Source organism: Erythrobacter sp. F6033 (genome assembly GCF_023016005.1).
In the GTDB taxonomy this organism is placed as follows: Bacteria; Pseudomonadota; Alphaproteobacteria; order Sphingomonadales; family Sphingomonadaceae; genus Erythrobacter.
Window position 1 is genome coordinate 1712583 of record NZ_JALKAZ010000001.1, and the last position, 19562, is coordinate 1732144.

At 56.4% G+C, this 19562-nt stretch carries 18 protein-coding genes; 9 read left to right on the forward strand and 9 right to left on the reverse strand.

The window, feature by feature from the left end; genetic code table 11:
- The first annotated feature begins 63 nt into the window (after positions 1-63).
- Positions 64-1089 (forward strand): DUF3137 domain-containing protein, encoded by a 1026-nt coding sequence (locus MWU39_RS08145; RefSeq protein WP_247159502.1) that lies wholly within the window; start codon positions 64-66, stop codon positions 1087-1089.
- Here the strand turns inward: MWU39_RS08145 and MWU39_RS08150 are convergent.
- A complete protein-coding gene (locus MWU39_RS08150) occupies positions 1086-2279 on the reverse strand; it encodes a carboxynorspermidine decarboxylase (RefSeq protein ID WP_247159503.1) in 1194 nt (397 codons plus the stop codon). The genes MWU39_RS08145 and MWU39_RS08150 overlap by 4 nt on opposite strands.
- The gene (locus MWU39_RS08155) at positions 2279-3490 is read right to left on the reverse strand and encodes a saccharopine dehydrogenase family protein (protein ID WP_247159504.1); all 1212 of its coding nucleotides are present in this window, start codon (positions 3488-3490) and stop codon (positions 2279-2281) included. The genes MWU39_RS08150 and MWU39_RS08155 overlap by 1 nt, the downstream gene beginning before the upstream one ends.
- A 62-nt stretch (positions 3491-3552) precedes the next feature.
- On the opposite strand from MWU39_RS08155, the gene MWU39_RS08160 reads away from it, so the two are divergent.
- Genes MWU39_RS08160 through MWU39_RS08170 form a run of 3 tightly spaced genes read left to right on the forward strand, consistent with a single transcriptional unit; the run spans position 3553 to position 5483 of the window.
- Positions 3553-4500, forward strand: a complete 948-nt coding sequence (locus MWU39_RS08160; RefSeq protein ID WP_247159505.1) for a threonine/serine dehydratase — start codon at positions 3553-3555, stop codon at positions 4498-4500.
- Positions 4501-4532: 32 nt separating this feature from the next.
- Positions 4533-5018 carry an MAPEG family protein gene (locus tag MWU39_RS08165; RefSeq protein WP_348646381.1) on the forward strand — a complete coding sequence of 162 codons (486 nt, stop codon included), beginning with the start codon at positions 4533-4535 and terminating at the stop codon, positions 5016-5018.
- Between the two features lie 18 nt (positions 5019-5036).
- Entirely contained in the window at positions 5037-5483 is a 447-nt protein-coding gene (locus MWU39_RS08170; RefSeq protein ID WP_247159506.1) for an MAPEG family protein, read from the forward strand.
- Between the two features lie 23 nt (positions 5484-5506).
- Here MWU39_RS08170 and trxB read toward each other — a convergent pair whose 3' ends face one another.
- Together trxB and MWU39_RS08180 are read right to left on the reverse strand one after the other, a co-directional pair.
- A complete protein-coding gene (gene trxB, locus MWU39_RS08175) occupies positions 5507-6481 on the reverse strand; it encodes a thioredoxin-disulfide reductase (protein ID WP_247159507.1) in 975 nt (324 codons plus the stop codon).
- A gap of 79 nt (positions 6482-6560) precedes the next feature.
- Complete coding sequence (locus tag MWU39_RS08180; RefSeq protein WP_247159508.1) at positions 6561-7352, reverse strand: tyrosine-protein phosphatase; 792 nt, start codon at positions 7350-7352, stop codon at positions 6561-6563.
- A 163-nt stretch (positions 7353-7515) separates the two neighbouring features.
- Here MWU39_RS08180 and MWU39_RS08185 point away from each other — a divergent pair, with 163 nt between their 5' ends.
- Positions 7516-7971, forward strand: coding sequence for a response regulator (locus tag MWU39_RS08185; RefSeq protein ID WP_247159509.1), 456 nt, complete (start codon positions 7516-7518; stop codon positions 7969-7971).
- On the opposite strand, the gene MWU39_RS08190 is transcribed toward MWU39_RS08185, so the two are convergent.
- From MWU39_RS08190 to MWU39_RS08210, 5 genes are all read right to left on the reverse strand, one after another.
- Positions 7968-9365, reverse strand: a complete 1398-nt coding sequence (locus tag MWU39_RS08190; RefSeq protein ID WP_247159510.1) for a trehalose-6-phosphate synthase — start codon at positions 9363-9365, stop codon at positions 7968-7970. The genes MWU39_RS08185 and MWU39_RS08190 overlap by 4 nt on opposite strands.
- Positions 9366-9369: 4 nt before the next feature.
- Positions 9370-11175: a glycoside hydrolase family 15 protein gene (locus tag MWU39_RS08195; RefSeq protein ID WP_247159511.1), complete on the reverse strand. Its 1806-nt coding sequence runs from the start codon at positions 11173-11175 to the stop codon at positions 9370-9372.
- On the reverse strand, positions 11172-11915 hold the full coding sequence (gene otsB / locus MWU39_RS08200; protein WP_247159512.1) for a trehalose-phosphatase: 744 nt from the start codon (positions 11913-11915) through the stop codon (positions 11172-11174). The genes MWU39_RS08195 and otsB overlap by 4 nt, the downstream gene beginning before the upstream one ends.
- Before the next feature lie 68 nt (positions 11916-11983).
- Entirely contained in the window at positions 11984-12706 is a 723-nt protein-coding gene (locus MWU39_RS08205) for a sulfotransferase (protein ID WP_247159513.1), read from the reverse strand.
- Entirely contained in the window at positions 12703-13617 is a 915-nt protein-coding gene (locus MWU39_RS08210; RefSeq protein ID WP_247159514.1) for an aminotransferase class IV, read from the reverse strand. The genes MWU39_RS08205 and MWU39_RS08210 overlap by 4 nt, the downstream gene beginning before the upstream one ends.
- 123 nt (positions 13618-13740) lie before the next feature.
- Here MWU39_RS08210 and MWU39_RS08215 point away from each other — a divergent pair, with 123 nt between their 5' ends.
- From MWU39_RS08215 to MWU39_RS08230, 4 genes are all read left to right on the forward strand, one after another.
- Complete coding sequence (locus MWU39_RS08215) at positions 13741-15474, forward strand: hypothetical protein (protein ID WP_247159515.1); 1734 nt, start codon at positions 13741-13743, stop codon at positions 15472-15474.
- A 96-nt stretch (positions 15475-15570) separates the two neighbouring features.
- The gene (locus MWU39_RS08220) at positions 15571-17517 is read left to right on the forward strand and encodes a TIR domain-containing protein (protein WP_247159516.1); all 1947 of its coding nucleotides are present in this window, start codon (positions 15571-15573) and stop codon (positions 17515-17517) included.
- Positions 17518-17538: 21 nt separating this feature from the next.
- On the forward strand, positions 17539-17736 hold the full coding sequence (locus MWU39_RS08225) for a hypothetical protein (RefSeq protein WP_247159517.1): 198 nt from the start codon (positions 17539-17541) through the stop codon (positions 17734-17736).
- Between the two features lie 57 nt (positions 17737-17793).
- On the forward strand, positions 17794-19296 hold the full coding sequence (locus tag MWU39_RS08230; RefSeq protein ID WP_247159518.1) for a serine protease: 1503 nt from the start codon (positions 17794-17796) through the stop codon (positions 19294-19296).
- The last annotated feature ends 266 nt before the right edge of the window (positions 19297-19562 follow it).

The window sequence follows — 19562 nt, forward strand, 5'->3', positions numbered from 1 at the left end:
AACTATATACTAACTTCCATTGGTTAAAAGATCGCAGCTTTTATAAGAAATTCGGGAAAAATCATGCGTGCGGATGTTCAGGGATTGATGAATGGGGAGCTGGGAGACTGGCTCCAGCAGCAATCTGCCATGCGTGCAGAAGCGAAGGAAAGCGCGCATTCCCGTTGGACCTGGGGTGCAGTCGTTCTGCTCCCATTGCTCGCCTTTATGTGGTTCGGTCCAAGTTTTTCCGGGCAATTGAAATTCTTCCTTTCCGCTGGCGGCGCAATTGGCGTTGGCGCTTGGGGATACATGCCGATCAACGCCGCCAAGAAAACGATTAAAGTCGGCATCAACTCAGCGATCGCTCGGTCTTTGGGCGTTGAATATGCCCATGATGTGGAGCCGGGCGGCGAATTTGAGGCGTGTCGGACCTATGGTTTGGTCCCAGATTACGATCGTTCAGGCTTCGAAGATCGCTGGTTCGGACAGATCGAAGGGCATCATTTCGAACTGTATGAAGCCCATCTGGAAGAGCGGCGCGGTTCGGGGAAAAACCGCCGCTGGGTCACAGTGTTTCGCGGCGCGATTACCGCAATGGAATTTGGTCGCCCGTTCCATTCAACCACACTCCTTCAACGCGCGGGCAAGCACAAGAAATGGCTTGGCTTTGGCGGACGCAAAGACAATGTGAAATTTCGCGGTCATCAGCTTGACTATGTCGATCAGGTCCACCCGGACTTTGAAGACGTCTTTGAGATTTGGAGCGACGATCAGGTGGAAGCGCGCGTTCTTGTGCACCCATCCTATGTCGAACACCTGCTCGCAGTTGAAAAAGCGTTTCAAGGTGAAGCGGTACGCGCGCTATTCACGCGCGGCTCGGTCGTTATCGCGGTTGAGAGCAATAATCTTTTTGAAAGCGGCTCACTCAATGCCGCGGACGATGAAGCGCGCGTTGCCGAGGCTGCGGAACAATTTGCAGCCCTTGCCGGACTTGCTCTGGCGATCAATCAGAATGAGCGCGGAAGAGTCCTCAACAAAATGGACCCGTCCAGCGATCTCACGAATGAAGGTGGTTTTGGTCGCCGCAGACGCAGCGTCCGCCGCTAACTCAACCGGTTGCGGAAATCCTCATATTCGAAACGCTTCACGCATTCGAGCGCGTCGGTTTCGCTGTCCCACAGCCAGATCGAGGGTAACTGCACACCGTTAAACGTGTTCGTCTTCACCATCGAATAATGCGCTTGATCAAGAAACGCGAAACGCGCGCCTGCTTCAGCCGGAACGGGCAGCTTGTAGTCGCCAATCACATCCCCCGCGAGGCATGACGGCCCTCCCATACGGATCGGAATGCTGTCTTCGTCTGTCAGCTCACCCAGCATGGCGGGGCGATAGGGTGCTTCCAGCACATCGGGCATGTGGCACGTCGCTGAAATATCGCTGATCCCGATAGGCACTTCGTTGAAGCCGGTATCGAGAAGTGTGCCGACCAGAATGCCTGCATCCAATGCGATGGCCTCGCCCGGCTCAATGATGATTTCCGCACCCGTATCCGCCGCCGCATCACGCAGAAATTCGGTCAACGCATCGCGTTCATAGTCCGCGCGCGTGATATGGTGCCCGCCGCCCATATTGATCCATTTCAGCTGACCAAACCACGGCTCGATTGCGTCGAATACGCGGTCCCATGTCTGCCGGAGCGGCTCGAATGTCTGCTCGCACAGATTGTGGAAGTGGATGCCCTCGACGCCCTCCATCGCTTCCTCGGTCAGCTGATCCAGCGGGAAGCCGAGCCGCGAACCGGGCGCAGAAGGATCGTATTTCGGCACTTCGCCGGTCGCGACCATTGGATTGATGCGCAGGCCCACGGAAACATCGCCGCCGGTGGTGGCCGCGTGATCAAGGATCAACGCCGCACGCTTCATCTGTCCGGGTGAGTTGAAAATCACATGCTCGGACAGACGGCAAATCTCTTCGAGTTCCTCCGGCTTGAAGGCCGCGGAATAGGTCGCAATTTCGCCGTCATAGAATTCGCTCGCGAGCCGCGCTTCCCACAAGCCGCTAGTGGAGACGCCATCGAGATATTCGCCAATGATATGCGCGGTCGACCACATGGAAAACGCCTTAAGCGCGGCGAACACTTTGATGCTGGCGCCATCGCTTGCGGCCTCGTCACGGATACCCGCGAGTAGCTGGCAATTCGCACGAATTTTCGCCGCGTCCACGACGAAAGCAGGACTGTCGACGCGGGAGAGATCGAACTGGGCGAACGCGCCCGGATCACCGGCTTTGGTTTGCATTAGAACTTTACCGGCCCGTCCAGCTCTGCGACTTGCCACGGCAGGCCGTGCTCATTCAGCATCTCCATGAATGGATCCGGGTCCATTTCTTCCATATTAAATACGCCCTCACCTGACCATTTCCCGGTCACCATCATCGCACTACCGATCATCGCGGGAACGCCGGTCGTGTAAGAAACAGCCTGATTGCCGGTCTCTTCATAGGCGGCTTCGTGGCTGCAAATGTTGTTGATGTAGAACGTCTTCTCGCCTGAACCGTCCAGCGCCTCGCCCGTAGCGATACAGCCGATATTGGTGTTGCCTTTGGTCGTCTCGCCAAGGCTTTCCGGCTTAGGCAGAACGGCAGCAAGGAATTGCAGCGGGATGATTTCCTTGCCCTGATAGGTGATTGGCTCAATCCCCGTCATGCCGACATTCTGCAGCACGGTCAGGTGTTTAATATACTCATCGCCGAACGTCATCCAGAAACGCGCCCGCTCAATCTCAGGGTTGAATTTCGAAAGGCTTTCCAGCTCTTCGTGATACATCAGATAAGCCTGACGGGTGCCGACTTTCTCAAAATCGAACGGGGTCGAAACTTGCATCGCGGGCGTTTCCACCCACTCGCCGTTCTCCCAATGGCGCGCAGGCGCGGTCACTTCGCGGATATTGATTTCCGGATTGAAGTTGGTGGCAAACGCCTGACCATGGTCGCCGCCGTTGCAATCGAGAATATCAAGCGTGCGGATCGTCTTCAGCTTGTGCTTCTTCAGCCACATGGTGAAGACACTTGTCACACCGGGATCAAACCCGCTGCCGAGCAGCGCCATCAGGCCCGCTTCCTTGAAACGATCATGATAAGCCCATTGCCAATGGTATTCGAACTTCGCTTCGTCCTTGGGCTCGTAATTGGCCGTGTCGAGATAATGCGTGCCCGCCTCCAGACACGCATCCATGATCGGCAAATCCTGATAAGGCAGCGCCAGGTTCACGACGAGCGTCGCGCCGACTTTCTTGATCAAATTGACCATCGCCGGAACTTCTTCGGCATCAATCTCATAGGTTTCGATGCTTTGGCCAGTGCGGGTTTTTACGCTCTCCGCGATGGCATCACACTTGGACTTGGTCCGGCTGGCCAGGTGGATCTCCGGAAAGATGCCTGAATTCATCGCCATTTTGTGGACGCAAACCGAGCTAACCCCGCCTGCCCCGATCACCAGAACTGTCGACATATCCGTAACCTTTCAAATTCGATTCTTGCGCGCTCACTAGTCCAATGCGCTAAGACGGACAAATGATCCAAGACGAAATAAAAAAGCCGACCGCTGTTGGCGTTGCCGAAGCCCTGAAAAGCATCCAGTCCATCCCTCTGCAACCGACCCCGCTTTTGCCTATCGAAATTGGCGGAATTCGGGCGCATGTTAAGTGCGAGAACTTGCAACCGATCGGCGCTTTCAAGATCAGAGGCGCATGGTGGAGGCTCAACAATCTGGAAAGCGATCATGCCGTTGCCGTCTCAAGCGGAAACCATGCACAAGGCGTGGCGTGGGCCGCAAAGCGATTGGGCCTGAAGGCAACCATCGTCATGCCGCGGGACGCACCGGAAGTGAAACTCGCCAACACCCGCGCTCTTGGCGCGGAAGTCGTCCTGTATGAGCGCCCCGGCGAAGACCGCGATGCTGTTGCAGCCAAGTTGATCGACGAACGCGGCGGCACTCTGGTGCACGCATTCGGCGATCCGTGGGTGATGGAGGGGCAAGGCACCGCTGGCTTGGAAGCGGCAGAGCAGTTGGGCCATGCGCCGAGCCGCCTTATCACATGCTGCGGCGGTGGCGGATTGGCCGCGGGCCTTGGCCTCGCCTGCCCCGATGCCGCGATCCATATTGTCGAGCCGGAAGGCTGGGACATGGTCGGGCAGGCCATGAAAGCGGGCGAACTTGTGCGCGTGTCAGAAACTCCGCCCAAGACAATCTGCGACGCATTGCAACCCGATGTCACCAAACAGCTGAACCTCGATATGCTGAAAGACCGCGCCGAACCCGGTGTGACTGTTACCGATGAAGAAGTGCGCGCTGCCCAAAGGTGGGCCTATGCAAACCTGCGGATGGTCGTGGAGCCAGGCGGTGCTGCTGCCCTCGCTGCTGCTTTGGCAGGTAAAGTTCCGGTCGATGAAGGCACCGTTATAATGATCACTGGGGGGAATGCCGATCCGGCGCGCTTTGCCGAGACTATTGCCGCATGATTTGACAATGCGCCCTGCCTTTCGCAGGGGTGTTGCCTGAAAAGAGAGAAGAGGGGATCGTCTCAATGCAGGCTCAAATGCTCGCTCCAGCCGCCGTTTTGGTGGTGTGGACCATCATTGTATTGTTCTGGATCATTCCGCCGCGATTTGGTTCGCTTTCCAAGGCCGACACATCCAGTCTGAAAGGCAAAGAGGGATCGCGCGGTCAAGATCTTGAAGGGGTGCTACCGGATAAAGCCAACTGGCCGGCGCATAATCACACCCACCTGCACGAACAGCCCACTCTGTTTTATGCCGTTGTGCTGATGATCACAGTGCTTGGCCCGACTGGCACCGACGTCATGCTGGCATGGGCCTATGTCGGCCTACGTATTGTGCATTCGCTTTGGCAGATTCTGGTGAACAAGGTCGGGCCGCGGTTCGTCTTGTTCCTGCTCAGCACATTCGTCTTGATCGCGCTTGCGATCCGGTTGCTCATGATCACGGTTTTCGCGGATCCTTCCGCGCTGCCCCAATAACACGAACGGAACTCACCCATGAACGGACTTGATATTCTGCAACCCGCCGTCGCGCTCATGATCTGGACGATGATCATGTGGGCGTGGATGTATGCGACCCGCATTCCGGCGATGAACAAGTCGCCTGATATTGAAAACCCGGCAAAGCTGGTTGGTACAACCGGTGCGAGCCTGCGTCAGCAATTGCCTGAAAAGGTTAATTGGAAGGCAGACAATTACAATCACTTACACGAACAACCTACTGTTTTTTATGCAGTGGTTCTAACGCTTGCTGTGCTGGATCAGGGCGGCGGCATGAACGCATTTCTTGCGTGGATTTACACCGGCCTGCGCGTCACACACAGCCTTGTTCAAGTGACTGCGAACAAGGTGCTTGTCCGTTTTGTATTGTTCGCATTGTCGAGCTTGGTGCTGATCGCGTTGATCTTCCACGCAAGCATCGTGGTGTTCGACATTCACATCTGATTGGTGCCGGACGCGGCGGAGAATTACTCCGCCGCTTCGGTGACTGCCTCGGCTTCATCTTCCTGAGCAGCTAGAAAGCGTTCCCCGTCAAGCGCGGCCATGCAGCCCATGCCTGCAGCGGTCACTGCCTGACGGTAAACGTGGTCTGTTACGTCACCAGCAGCGAAGACGCCCGGAATTGCGGTCTTTGGCGTGCCGGGCTCAACATCCAGATAGCCACTCGCATCCATCGCGAGCTTGCCCTTGAACAGTTCCGTCGCAGGCGCGTGGCCGATTGCGACAAACGCGCCATCGACTTGCAACGTCGATGTCTCGCCCGTTTGCGTGTCTTCGAGGACGAGATGATCGAGAGCGCCGCGCTCGCCGGCTTCAAAGCTCTTCACCTGCTTGTTCCAAAGGATCGACGTCTTCGGGCTTTTGAACAGACGCTCCTGAAGAATCTTTTCCGCTCGCAATTCGTCGCGGCGATGGATCAGGGTTACGTCATCGGAATGGTTGGTGAGGTAAAGCGCCTCTTCAACAGCGGTGTTGCCGCCGCCGATCACAGCGACCTTCTTGCCGCGATAGAAGAACCCGTCGCAGGTCGCGCAAGCTGATACGCCTTTGCCGCCAAGCTCCTGTTCGCCTGGCGCTCCGAGCCATTTGGCCTGAGCGCCGGTGCAGATCACCAGTGTATCGCCGATATATTCATCACCGCTGTCGCCAATGGCTGTGTATGGAGGGCCGCTCTCGAGATCGACCGAGACGATCGTGTCCCACATCATGCGCGTGCCGACATGCTCGGCCTGAGCCTTCATCTCTTCCATCAACCACGGCCCCTGCACCACTTCACGGTAACCGGGATAGTTTTCGACGTCAGTGGTGATGGTCAGCTGACCGCCGGGCTGGAGGCCCTGCACAACAATCGGTTCCAGCATGGCGCGCGCCGCATAGATGGCGGCGCTGTATCCTGCCGGGCCGGAGCCGATGATGAGCATTTTGGTGCGATGGGTAGCCATTGGAGTCGTTCCTAATAATTTCGTGCCCTGACTTAGGCTTTCAGACGGCGCACTTCAATTCGCGGCGGCGTGGAAAGTCTTAGGCATCCACAAGCGCAGCTTTGATGGCGCCCCGTTTCGCAGCATCTACTTCGAGAACTTGTTCGAGATAGACATCTGCATTGCCAAACCGCTCTTTTACAGAAGCCCGCGCCGCCTCAAGGAATTCGGCATCAACGCCCATCAATACCCGCGCCATGGCTTCGTCTCTGGACCCGTATTTGTCGCCCAGCATGTTCATACCGTGCGCGATGCGTTCGTCATTGCGCGGCGAATGGTTGGTCAGCAAGTAGTCGTGCATCGCATCATCTGGATGCACACCAAGAATGTGGTGGAGCAAGTCGACGGCAATCCCGGTTCGGTCTTTGCCCGCCGCGCAGTGGACGAGGCTAGCGCCTTTACCGCTGGCGAGCGCGTCGAAGTAGTCTGTCAAAACCGAATTAAGGCCTTTGCGATCGGGCAACGCGCCGTACAGATCCACCATCGCAGCGTGCGCACTCGTGGCGTCGATGCTGCCCTGTGCCGCTTCAAGGTGCGGCGCAAGCCCGGCTGTCTCGCCTTCAAAATACAGCACCTGCGCGTCGAAATCGGCAGAGCGTCGACAGGTATGGCGCGCGCGTTCGCTATCCCCGCGAAGGTCGATCACATGCCTCAATTGAAGCTCTGAGACGGTAGCAAGATCATTTTCGCTCGCATCGGCATGATGGCCCGAACGGAACAGTAGACCGAGCTTCACCCGCCCACCATCAGCGGTCTTATAGCCCCCATAATCACGGAGGTTGTGAATGCCCTGCGTCGCAAGAAACGGATCTGTTGGGGTGTGTCGAATCATGTCATCGCGTGTGACAGCGGCGGCGCCTTCGCACAACAGTTCTGACGCTTTCGGATAGGGAGTAGCCCCTACCCCACCGTAAGCCAGCATTTGGCAATTGTATTGCTAACCAGCGATCACTCCCGAACCCGCCTTTACCTCAAAACACAGCAGGCTCCCTATTATGGCTCACATCCTAATCGCAGATGACGACGAACTGGTCGCCGAAATGGCGAGCGACATTCTGATTGACGCTGGTCACGCATGCGGATGGGTGACGAATGGAGAGGATGCCTGGACTTTGATGAAACAGCGACGGCCCGACCTATTGCTGCTTGATCAGGATATGCCGGGTATCTCCGGCGTCAGTCTGCTGCGCAAACTGCGTGGATCGGCCACCTTCTATGATCTGCCCGTCATCATGTTCACGGCGATGAGCGGTGAGGCGGATGAAAGCCGAGCAATCTACGCCGGGGCGCAGGACTACATCCGCAAGCCGTTCACGCCACTGATACTGACCAGTCGGATTGAACGCGCCATAATGAAGCTTGGCGGCACCCATCTTGACCTCAAGACGCGGGTGGCTCGTGATGCCGGGTTTCTGGAAAACTCTATTCGGCTCGAAAGACGACCAGTCTAAAGACTGACACCGGCCAGATCGTCGCAGAAATTCTTCGTCCAATCTTGCACATTGTCATCGCGAACAGTGCCGATCATCGCTTCATAGCGGCTCTTGCGCTCATCCAGCGGCATATCGAGTGCGGTTTGGATTGCACGGGCAAGAGCATCGGGACTGTGCGGATTGACGATCACCGCGCCTTTCCCTTCGCATGCCAATTGCTGTGCGGCTCCGGCGAAATCTGACAGGATCAGCACACCGGGATTGTCCGGATCCTGCGCCGCGACATATTCCTTCGCGACCAGGTTCATTCCGTCACGCAGCGGAGTGACCATGCCGATTTTTGATGCGCGGAAGAAACCGTACAGTTCGGCATGGCTGTACCCTTGGTTCACATAACGGATCGGGACGATATCGACCTGTGACCGGGCACCGTTGATCTGGCCCGTTTTCTGCTCAAGCTCGGCGCGGATTTTTTGATAACTCTCGACATCCTCTCGGCTCGGCGGCGCGATCTGGATAAAGATCAGGTCGCGGGTCCGCTCGGGATGCTGGTCAAAAAACCGTCCTATTCCGTCAATCCGCTCGGGCAGACCCTTGGAATAATCAAGACGATCTACGCCGATCATTCCAGTACGGTTGCGCAGGGATTCGAGCAGGCGTTTTTCTGCGTTTTTGGCTTCGTCAGTCTCGCCCTGAGCTTGGAAATGATCCCAATCAATTCCGATGGGATAGGACCTCGCGACAGTCGTCCGGCCTTTGTGATTGATACGGCCGGTGTCCTTGTCGACTTCCGCGCCCAGCTCCGTCTCGCAATAATGAAAGAAACTGCCGAGCCATTCTTCGGTCTGGAAACCGATCATATCATAGGCAAGCATCGTTTCGACCAGCCGCTCGTGAAAAGGCAGCGAGGTTAGCAGGCGCGTCGGCGGCCATGGGATGTGGCTGAAAAATCCGATGCGATTTTTGGCGCCGCGCTCTCGCAAACGATCGCCCAGCGGGATCAGATGATAATCGTGCACCCAAACGAGGTCTTCTTCCTCGATGAGAGGCATGGCGCTTTCGGCAAAGCGTTCATTGACCCGCTCATACCCTTTGCCGGTTTCGTTCTCATATTCGGCAAGGTCGATCCGGTAATGGAACAGCGGCCACAAGGTCGAGTTCGCATAACCATTGTAATATTCATCAATATCGCGTGCTGACAGGTCGATGGTCGCGGTCGTCACACCATCATTGCGCTGCAGGTTCATATTGCCAGTGCGATCTTCGCTTTCCTGCCCAGACCAGCCGAACCAAAGCCCACCATAATCCTTGAGCGCTGCGTTCAAAGCGCCAGCAAGTCCGCCTTGCGCACCCGCAGCACCGCGCGCTTTGGGCACGGCTACGCGGTTCGAGATAACGACTAGGCGGCTCATAGGATTATCTCACATCGCTCCACATTTTGGACAGTAATCCGGCGCAGTTGATTACCCCTACCAGCGAGTAGGTCTGCGGGAAGTTCCCCCAAAGCTCTCCGGTTTCGTAATCGAGGTCTTCGGATAGCAGCCCAGACCCTGTGGTGTGGCTTAGCATGGTATTGAAAAGCGTGCGCGCCTCATCGTCACGCCCGGCGAGATGTAACGCCTCGATCAACCAGAATGTGCAGACGTTAAACGCGGTTTCAGGAGCGCCGAAATCATCCTCAGCGGCATAGCGGAGCATGTGATCGCCGCGCCGCAGGTGTTTCTCAACTGCGGCGAATGTTTGTTGGAAACGCTCGTTATCCGGAGAGAGAAAACGCAGCTCGACCATTTGCAGCAGGCTCGCGTCGAGATAGTCGCTTTCGAAACTGGCGCCATAATGACCGCCGCCGTTTCCATCATCTTTCCACGCTTCCGCTTCGATTTTGGCGCGGATGCTGTCGGCGCGCTCACGCCAAACTTTTGCGCGATCTTCTTTTCCGATATGCGTGGCGACAGTCGCCAGCCTGTCGCAAGCGGCCCAGCTCATCACAGCCGAATAGGTGTGCACCTCTTCGCGCGTGCGGAACTCCCACAAGCCCGCGTCAGGCTGATCGTGCATGGCCCACGCCATCTTGCCGACCTGTTCGAGGTTTTCAAAATCACGCTCATCCGCCGGGCGCAGCAGACGCTTGTCGAAAAAGCTCTGCACGCTGGGCAAAACGATTTGGCCGTAACAATCGTGCTGGATCTGCTTGTAGGCCGCATTGCCGCGCCGCACTGGTCCCATCCCGCGATAACCAGCGAGGTAGCTGGCGGTGGTTTCATCCAGCTCGCTTTCGCCCATGACGGAATAAAGCGGCTGGATTTGCCCGCCCCGCGCGCCGTCAACGATATTGCGCAGATAGGTGAGGTATTTCTCCATCACATCCAGCGCACCAAGGCGGTTCAGTGCCTGAATGGTGTAGTAGGAATCGCGGATCCAGCAATAACGATAGTCCCAATTGCGCTCCGAATGGGCGGCTTCGGGGATCGACGTGGTGAGCGCAGCGACAATCGCGCCGGTTTCCTCATGCTGACACAGCTTTAGCGTGATCGCGCAGCGGATGACCTCTTCCTGCCATTCAAACGGAATATGCAGTCCGCGCACCCAAGTCTGCCAGTACTTACGCGTGCGCTGTTCCATACCGCGCACTTCATCGCGCAAATTGCCGACAAAGGGCTCATCTGGACCGAGGAAGAAATGCGTGTCTTCCTCAATGCGGAATGTCCTGCCATCCAGCACATAGCCAACCGGTGCATCGGTCGAGAGGCGCATCGCCTGCGGGCCAACAATATAGCGGATATGGTTTGTGCCGTGCGTGGTGTCCGCGACTTGTGCGCCGTAATTCTTCACCGGGTTGAGCACAACGCGAATGCGCGGATTGCCCGCGATTGGACGGACAATGCGGACATAGGAAACCGGACGATACATCCGGCCAGAGCGTTCATAGCGCGGGCAAAAGTCGAGAATTTCGACCGCGCTGCCATCACTCGCTTCCAAAGTGGTCACAAGGTTCGGTGTGTTGCGGATATATTCCTGCTTGGAAGACACCTGTCCCTCAAGCTCGAACCGCCAGATGCCAGCATCCCGCTGATCCCCGTTCAGCAGAGCGGAGAAAACCGGATCACCATCAACGCGCGGCACGCAGCCCCAGACCAGCGCGCCCGTCTGATCGATCAGACCGGAAACCTGACAATTGCCAATCGGCCACAGCTCCAGATTGGGGGTGTGCTTTGTCGTCATAATTCAAGCCATTCGTGAACTGAGGATACATCGGGAAGTCGGTATGCTGCGCAAGTCTCTGCGCGGTCACCGACCAGAATTCCGCCGCCGCCTGCTCTGGCGCAAGCGGCAAAACCGGCTTCGTCGGTCAGGTCATCACCGATAAAGAACGGGCGCGATCCCGCAAACGGAGGCGTTTGTAGAAAGGTCGCGACAGCAGAACCTTTGTTTGCGCTTTTGGCGACGATCTCGACAACGCATTTCCCGCTTTGCGCGGCCCATCCGTGCTTGTCAGCCAATTGCTCAGCGAAGGCATGGGCTGCCTCGCCCGCCTGCGGGTTTGCGCGGTAATGCAGCGCTCCGCCATGCGGCTTGTGTTCGTAATCAAGCGCATTGATCGATGCGAATTCTCGGAGTTCGCGCTCGATTGCCTCCGGTAGGCCCTGCGCGCCCTCACCCAAAGCATTGCCATCTGCGGTTCGAATGTCCGATCCGTGAGAGCCCGCACCAGCAATAGGCAGCGTTCCGATATGCTTTTCTATGTCCGCCAGGCCCCGCCCGCTGACAATCGCGACGCGGCCATCAAGCCTGTGCGAAAGCGCGACCAGATCATCCGCCAGTCCAGTGCGCGGCTTGATCTCATCCGGCCCGGGAGCAAGATCGACCAAGGTACCGTCGAAATCGAGAAAAAGTGACACTGGAGCCTTCCCCGAAAGGGAGGCAAGCGTTGGCGGTGCGCCGATTGCAGTGCCGGTTGTCATGATCCGAGGCATAGAGGCTTGGCCTGTCTCGTCAACACACATGCTGCATTGCACAATCGTATGCGTAGCTAGATCACGTGCGTTTTTAGCGCCTCGTAATCCTCACGGCACGCTTCGGCGACTTTAGCGTAGTCATCATCCAGCTGAGGCAGAGGCCCCGGTGCACCGCCAAAGGTGGTCGATCCGTTGACCTTGTCATACCAATGTGAGCCCCAGATGCCGTCTTGTGGATGCCGCCCCTCGCTCCATTCGAGCATCCCAGCGTCCCATTCGATTTCCAAGGCAGAGCACAGCCGGCGCAAGACGCCTTCAGGATCGCTCAGGATTTGCGCACTGTCGACAACCGGCGGCGCTTTACCCAATCGGTCCGCTTCCATTTCAAAATATTGCCGTTGCCGCTTGGTGCCGAGGTGGCCAGGCCGGATCGCGCTGCGTTTGTTAGCATAGCTCGCCGCAACACGGATCGGATCGCGGATCAGAAACGCATGGCGTGTATCGGGAAAGTCGAGAATGCTGACTGGCCCTTCCATATGATGCGGCATATGCTTTTGATACCAGACGGCGCTTCCATCCGGCGTTTCGCCATTCTGTGCCTTCGCGACAGAGTGCCAATCGCAGTCCATATCGGCGATGATTGCATCCGCCATTGGCTGCGGATCACCGGTTTCTTTCAGGTAAGCGCCATAAAACGGCTCATCGCTCACAAACGTATCTGCACGCCCGGAAAAACTCCGCATCATCGCGGTCGAGAGATTTCGCGGTCCGCTCCACATTGCCACCCGGATTGTCATGCGACGTCGCGCTCCATCAACGCTTTGTAGAGCCCCTGAAGCCGCTCAACCATCGGCCCGCGTCCTTCGGTGAGTTCCCGACCGTCCACTTCAGTCACAGGCACAACGCCCGCAAATGTGCCCGTCACAAATGCCTCATCCGCGCCGTAAACATCAGTTAGCGAGAAGTTCTTCTGGAACGCCGGAATCCCAGCTTCTTTGCACACGCGGATCACGCTGCTGCGCGTAATACCTCCGAGGCAGTAATCGCCTGTGGATGTCCAGACTTCGCCTTTGCGAACGATAAAGAAATGCGTCGAATTGCAAGTCGCGACAAAACCGTGCGGGTCGAGCATCAATGCCTCATCCGCACCCGCCTGCGTCGCCTGTATGCACGCTGTGATGCAGTTCAGCTTGCTGTGCGAATTGAGTTTCTGATCCTGCACCGCCGGATCACCGCGCCGCACATGGACAGTGAACAGGCGAATGCCGGTTTCAATCGTTGAAGGCAGCGGCGCTTTGTATTCGGGAATGATCACTATGGTCGCGGGCGAAATAACCACACGCGGGTCTTGATACGGCGTCGAGCGGATGCCGCGCGTCACCATCAAACGAATGTGGACGCCTTCCTGCCCGCGCATATCATTGCCGTCGATAGTTGCATCAATCCGAGCGGACAGCTCTTCTCGCGTCAGGCCGACATCCATCGCAATGGCCTTTGCGCCTTCATACAATCGGTCCATATGCGCGCCCAAGAAGGCGACCTTGCCGTTATGTACGCGCAGCCCCTCCCACACACCGTCGCCCAGCATAAAGCCGCTGTCGAAGACGGATACGCTCGCCTCAGCCCGAGGGACCATATCGCCGTTGACGTTGATCAGGATGGTTTCGTTGCGCGGATCGGCCGCGAAGTCATGTGTGCCTTTTGCCATGAGCCATTTCTAGGCGCCGCGCTGCAAGTGGCAAGCTTTGATCCAGCGTACAAAATTCTGTGCGTTTCCCTTTCGGTGGGAAGCTTGTTAGTATTATCGCCGGGTCGCCCTTGAGGGGGTGTTATGAAGACTTGGATCACATTGGGCACGTGCATCGCGCTGGGTTTATCGGCACCCGCCTTTGCCCAACCAGAACAAGCCACCGGACCGGAACTGTCAGCAGAAAAACTGGAAGAACGCAGGGCAACCTTTGCGTGGCTGCTGGGCACCTGGAACGGCGACCATATGTTCGGGCCCAACTCAAACCGCAGCGGCGCCGCCGTTACGTTTTATCTGGAACAAGATGGCACAGTATCGGCGCGGCTCGATAGACTAAGTCCTTGGATGGAGAGCAGCGAAAAGCGCTTTCGCGACATGGTAGGCAAACGCATCATCAGAGGGATAAATGCGTCTGGCGCTCCGCGTTCTGTTTGGTCCAATTCTGCAAGCGGCGGAGAAGTCTTTGACAAAAACAGCGGAAATTGGACCAATCTCGGCATCATCTATGTCAGCCGAGACGATGGCAAATTGAGCCATCTTGGCGCGATGAGCGACTTTTCCCATTGGGTGAAGGTTTCCGGATCAGCAGGTTCAACCGGCACACGCGATGCTCCATCATCACGGAACACCACTCCGTCGTCACCGGGAGCAAAATCAGCAGACCCGCAGCCAAATGCAGAGCCCACCCAAGACAGCTCCGATGATAGCCAGCGACGATGCCATCTGATTACCTATATCGAATTGCTGACCAAAGGGACTAGCAAGGCCATCACGGACTTCGATCAAAAAACTGATCGCATAGCGGTCTATGATGACTCCCTACCAGCGGTGCGCCTCTACCCTTCCCCAATCAAAAGCTCAGCGGACATCCCAGATTTCATGACTGCAGAGCAATATCTCACCCTTGATCGCTTGGAAGTGTTGGTCGCTGAAACGGTCAAAAACCGCGGCCCCGATGACGCTTTGAAGGGGTATCGTACTGCGCTGATCACAATGCACAGAAGGGCGGCGGATCAATATGAAGGCGCAGGGATCCGCGCCGCCGATGCATTCAAGCCATGCCCGGATTACTCAGAGTCTGTCCCTCAGGCCTTCTTGCTAGCTGCCGAAACAAACATGGATGCTCTGCGTCAGCGACGTGACAAACAGCTTAAACCCTTGCTGGCTGAAGCCGACGCGTTGAACGAGACGCTAATGCGCAAATTCTATGGCGAACTGGATGATGCCCGATCATTGGAAAGCAAAGCGAAAGCCTGGGTAAGCGAACAGATCAAAGATGCCTTCAAAAAGGAAGGAGTAGAACCCGCCAAGATTGACGCTCTCATTCCGCAACTTGATGCCCTTCGGGACCAATATCGCCGACTTGCCGAAGCTGGCACTCCTGTCAGCGATCAACAGCAATCAGCTGACCTTGCAGAGGCGCTGAAAAGAGCCGGGATCGCCTACGATCCAGCGCGCGATGTCGACAAGCCATTGGATACCGCCCAGTCGATCACGGCCAAGCTCTTCAACTACATGAAGGGCCAAATTGTCGGGCCGGGTCCGAAAGATATCTTTTCCTATTATTCGAAAGTGGCTGGCTATGTTGGCCTTGTCAAAGACACTGCGGAAATCATCAACGCTATGAAGAACCTCTATGATCTTTGGGGTATCCGCCAAGAGCTGATGCCGGTTGCCCTCGCCGCAGCAGAAGATCGCGCCTATCTCATCGGTCTGATCGAGCGCTATGACCGCGTCGAAGCGGAGTATCTAACGCTGCAAAACCGATTCAAAGAAGAGGTCAATAAGAGCGCGGCGCAAGGAAATCGAACCTACTGATAATTTGAAGAACCGCATCGTTTGAGCCGCGCTGTTCCCATCACCCTTGCCTTGGTTTAGATGACAGATCGCATTGAAACTCAACGGGGGAACACATTGAGCGACACCATCCCTTCTGGTGACTCCGCAAAGTCGATCTTCTTTAGCTATTCGCGCGCTGATCGAGAGCAAGTCCTCCCGATCATCAACGCCTTAGAGCAAGAAGGGCACTCACTGTGGTGGGACGGCATGCTCAAAGGTGGGGACCGGTTTTCTCAGGTTACCGAAAACGCACTCGAAACGGCGAGCGTCGTTCTGGTCATGTGGACGGCTACTTCGGTCAATTCGGATTGGGTCCGTGATGAGGCCACCCGTGGACGCGACAGAAAACGCCTCCTTTCGGTTTCTCTGGACGGAACAGAGCCACCGCTCGGTTTTCGTCAAACGCAATACATCGATCTGTCAGGAGAAGGTGGCGTAACAGCGCGACCGGCGTTTGCGCAGGTGCTCGAAGCGTTGAACCGAATGCAAGGTAGCGATGACACGGGAAGCACTGCCCTGCCTGTTGCACCATCTGCTGGCGAACCGACACGGCGCGGCGCATTGATCGCTGGCGGATTGTCATTGGCGGCACTGGGTGGTGGCTATGCAGCTTGGCAGGCTGGGCTATTTGGTGGCGGAAACACACCGAATAGCATCGCTGTAATGTCGTTTGAAAACCTCAGTGGTGATCGTGAGCAAGACTATTTCTCCGCCGGACTTGCAGAAGAATTGCGGAGCATTCTCAGCCTAAATCGCCAATTGGCGGTTGCTGCTCAAACCTCATCTGACAAGTTTTCCGACGGCACCCAAACGGCAAGCGCGATCGCAAGCGCATTGGACGTCGCCAATGTGCTGGAAGGCAGCGTCCGTCGTTCCGGCAATAGAATGCGTATCGCTGTGCGGTTAATCGACGGGTCAAACGACCTTGAGGTTTGGTCCGATCAGTTTGATCGGGAATTGGACGACGTTTTGTCGGTCCAGACAGAGATCGCAACGCGTGTGGTTGACTCGCTCATTGCAAACTTCGCCGGGCAGGATGGGCTTGGAACCACCCGTATCGGCGGGACCGATAGCAGCGATGCGCTTGATGCCTATATGCGCGGGGTCGACCTTTATGGCCGCGCAGGAGCAGAAGAAGGCACAGATCGAGCCGCTCTTGCAGCGTTAGATCAGGCGATCGAACTGGATTCAAGCTATGGTGCCGCACACGCAGCCCGCTCTCGTGTATTAACTGCGGTCGGCAATCGGCATGCGTCGAGCGCTGATGAGCTTAAATCCTATTATCGGCAAGCTACCGAGGCCGCGCAGCAAGCCATCGCTCTGGCCCCAGACTTGGCCGAAGGGCATTCGGCTCTGGGTTCGGCTTTGACGAATGGCTCGCTTGATATGGCAGGCGCCCGGCAGCCCTATGACCGCAGCTTTGAATTGGGTTATGGCAATGCGCGGATCCTGATGAGCTATGCCCTGTTCGCTTCGTTCATTGGATCTTTCGCAAAGGGCCGCGATTCAATCGCCCGCGCAGAACGCTTGGACCCCCTGAACGCACCAGTATTTCGTGCCAGTGCCGTCCTAGAATTCGCCGCGAGAAATTACCCCAAAGCCACCGAGGAAGCACGCCGTGCTCTCTCACTGAATGAAGGGACGAGCATCGCCAACCGGATCTTGGGCGACATTGCCAGATTTGAAAATCGCTTCGATGAGGCAAGAGAGTTCTACGCAAAGGAACCGAGCGTTCTGTCGAGGCTTTCAGGCATCGCCATGCTTGAACAGAAAGCTGGCAATCCCAAAGCGGCAGAGACCGCATTTGATGCCATGGTCGACGAATTTGGCGAAAACAGCCTGTACCAACAAGCGCAAGTGATGGCGCAATGGGACCGACCGCAAGAGGCACTGGAATTGCTCAATCGCTCGTATGAAGTTGGAGATTCCGGGCTCGTCCTTTCCCATTCGGACCAGAATCTCGATCCCATTCGACAAGCTCCAGCTTTTCAGTCATTACAACGGCGACTTGGGTTCGCTTAACGTCTACCAATAGGGGGTATTATGAAGAAAATCGTCCTTTCCACTGTCGTGTTCGGTACTGCACTGGGCCTCGCGGCATGTGCGCCAGAAGCCGAAGAAGCAGACGCACCAGAAACTGCTGAAGTCGTAGCTGAAGAAGATTCAACGGACGACGCGATGGTCGCATCTGACGAAGCCACTGGTGAGTTGGACCCCGATGGAAATCCGGTCGATCAGTGATCGGCCATCTCAATCGCCTCGGTTAGAACGAGGCCTGATTGAGAACTATCCATGACAATGGATTTCACAGAATTACGCCAAAAGCTCGGATCGTTCTCGATCCCGGGCTTTTGGTGTCTTCTGGCTCTGAGTGTTGGGGCAATCAGCGCTCCGGCAAATGCCTCAATTCAAACGCCAAATCCCGTTTTGGCTGCACCGCAGGATGCGTATGATCAGGTAATTGCCGAGCTCTATGATGAAGAACTGGCCGAATTCAGGTCCTTCTATGACAGCCTGACAAGCGACGGGGTCAGGGTTTTTACCCGTATGATCGCGCAACTTGATGAAGGTCAGCGAGGGACAATGGGTCTCTTGCTCGCGCGCGCTGACAAAACACCAGCCAGCCGTTTCTTAAACCTGTTCAACAGCTTTGATGACGCGGAATTTGCCAAGGTTGCACGCTCTTTTAAGCTTCGCGACTACGACGACTGGGAGGCCGCGATCACATTGCTTTCCTATGAAACGGCGAAAGATACCCGTGCTGAATTTCTTCAAGATGAAAGCTACCAATGTCATGCGCCGGACATGCCTGACCAAAACAGCGATCTGGAAGGCGAAACCGATAGCGGGCCTCATCTTCAGCTATGCAGTGAAAACATCATTCAATTTCGCAAGGCATTTTTTCCCACAACCCGTCGGGTAACGCGTGGGGTCGATCTGCGCCTCGATACGGCTCCATGGCAGGGCCAAGTATCGCTCTTCGGGCCGAGCACCAAAGCGTATCACGGAGCCAGCGCACGCGCCGATCAGGTCAAACAATTCGGACGAGCGCTGAAAGATTGGGAAATCAACCACACCTGCGGTGCAGTCTATATCGGCGACCGGTTTCTTTTGACGGCGGCACACTGCGTTTACAGCAAGACGCTTAGCAACAAGCGGTTTTTCGACGGTCGAAGAATTCGGCTCGGTTCGCATAGGGTCGATAATCTGGACAACCTTATCCCGATCCGGACTGTCATCACGCACCGTGACTATGACAGCAAAACGCTCCGCAATGACATCGCATTGATCGAACTGGTATCTGAACCGAGGATGCAGCAAGTCCGCAGAGCCAAACTTCCGCCAAGCGCTCGATTTGTGCCTCGTCCGGGCCGATTGATGTTGAGCGGCTGGGGCTATGTACGAAGGACGGCCAGTTCCTCGAATGCGCGCGGACTGGATGGGCAATTCCAGTATAGAGCGTTTGACCGGCTGCAAGGCGGCTTGCTCGACCTGTATGCCCCTAACATCTGCAACAACAACAGAGTCTTCCGCGCAAATCGGTTGAGAATTCGTCCGGGTCAGCTTTGTGCCGGCACAAAGACCGGAATCGATAGCTGCCGGGGTGACAGTGGCGGCCCACTGGTCGATCTGAGGACCGATACCCTCGTCGGCCTCGTCTCTGGTGGGAAAGGGTGCGGCATAATCGGTACGCCATCGGTTTACGTCGATGTCGCCCATTATCTTGATTGGATAGCCAAGGCGAAGGCATTGGCTCGTCGATCCTCGGCCAAAACGCGGCGCACCTATCCCGCAAGCTGAATTGAGTAATCCGCCAACACGCCAAACTGTTGGATTATCCCTGGGAAATGCGTATCGAATTTTGAGCGCCCGAAGAGATCGACGACAAAGGACTTTCAGTCATTCCTGCGAATTCCACTTCGGCTAAAGACAAAGGGAGCGCACCGCCGCTGCCCAATCCGTGTTTTTCTCTCAGTGTGACCGGGCATCGCGCTTCGCATTCTTCTTTTCCAAACGACACGAGCCAGCTTGATGCGGCGATCGATCAGATCTTTTGTGAGATCGAC

What these genes read in the sequence shown, in the direction of transcription:
- MWU39_RS08155 (WP_247159504.1), bottom strand. Translation starts at nt 3,490, where the DNA reads ATGTCGACAGTTCTGGTGATCGGGGCAGGCGGGGTTAGCTCGGTTTGC.
- MWU39_RS08185 (WP_247159509.1), top strand. Translation starts at nt 7,516, where the DNA reads ATGGCTCACATCCTAATCGCAGATGACGACGAACTGGTCGCCGAAATG.
- MWU39_RS08225 (WP_247159517.1), top strand. Translation starts at nt 17,539, where the DNA reads ATGAAGAAAATCGTCCTTTCCACTGTCGTGTTCGGTACTGCACTGGGC.
- trxB (WP_247159507.1), bottom strand. Translation starts at nt 6,481, where the DNA reads ATGGCTACCCATCGCACCAAAATGCTCATCATCGGCTCCGGCCCGGCA.
- MWU39_RS08210 (WP_247159514.1), bottom strand. Translation starts at nt 13,617, where the DNA reads ATGGCAAAAGGCACACATGACTTCGCGGCCGATCCGCGCAACGAAACC.
- otsB (WP_247159512.1), bottom strand. Translation starts at nt 11,915, where the DNA reads ATGACAACCGGCACTGCAATCGGCGCACCGCCAACGCTTGCCTCCCTT.
- MWU39_RS08145 (WP_247159502.1), top strand. Translation starts at nt 64, where the DNA reads ATGCGTGCGGATGTTCAGGGATTGATGAATGGGGAGCTGGGAGACTGG.
- MWU39_RS08160 (WP_247159505.1), top strand. Translation starts at nt 3,553, where the DNA reads ATGATCCAAGACGAAATAAAAAAGCCGACCGCTGTTGGCGTTGCCGAA.
- MWU39_RS08230 (WP_247159518.1), top strand. Translation starts at nt 17,794, where the DNA reads ATGGATTTCACAGAATTACGCCAAAAGCTCGGATCGTTCTCGATCCCG.
- MWU39_RS08180 (WP_247159508.1), bottom strand. Translation starts at nt 7,352, where the DNA reads ATGATTCGACACACCCCAACAGATCCGTTTCTTGCGACGCAGGGCATT.
- MWU39_RS08195 (WP_247159511.1), bottom strand. Translation starts at nt 11,175, where the DNA reads ATGACGACAAAGCACACCCCCAATCTGGAGCTGTGGCCGATTGGCAAT.
- MWU39_RS08205 (WP_247159513.1), bottom strand. Translation starts at nt 12,706, where the DNA reads ATGACAATCCGGGTGGCAATGTGGAGCGGACCGCGAAATCTCTCGACC.
- MWU39_RS08150 (WP_247159503.1), bottom strand. Translation starts at nt 2,279, where the DNA reads ATGCAAACCAAAGCCGGTGATCCGGGCGCGTTCGCCCAGTTCGATCTC.
- MWU39_RS08190 (WP_247159510.1), bottom strand. Translation starts at nt 9,365, where the DNA reads ATGAGCCGCCTAGTCGTTATCTCGAACCGCGTAGCCGTGCCCAAAGCG.
- MWU39_RS08215 (WP_247159515.1), top strand. Translation starts at nt 13,741, where the DNA reads ATGAAGACTTGGATCACATTGGGCACGTGCATCGCGCTGGGTTTATCG.
- MWU39_RS08170 (WP_247159506.1), top strand. Translation starts at nt 5,037, where the DNA reads ATGAACGGACTTGATATTCTGCAACCCGCCGTCGCGCTCATGATCTGG.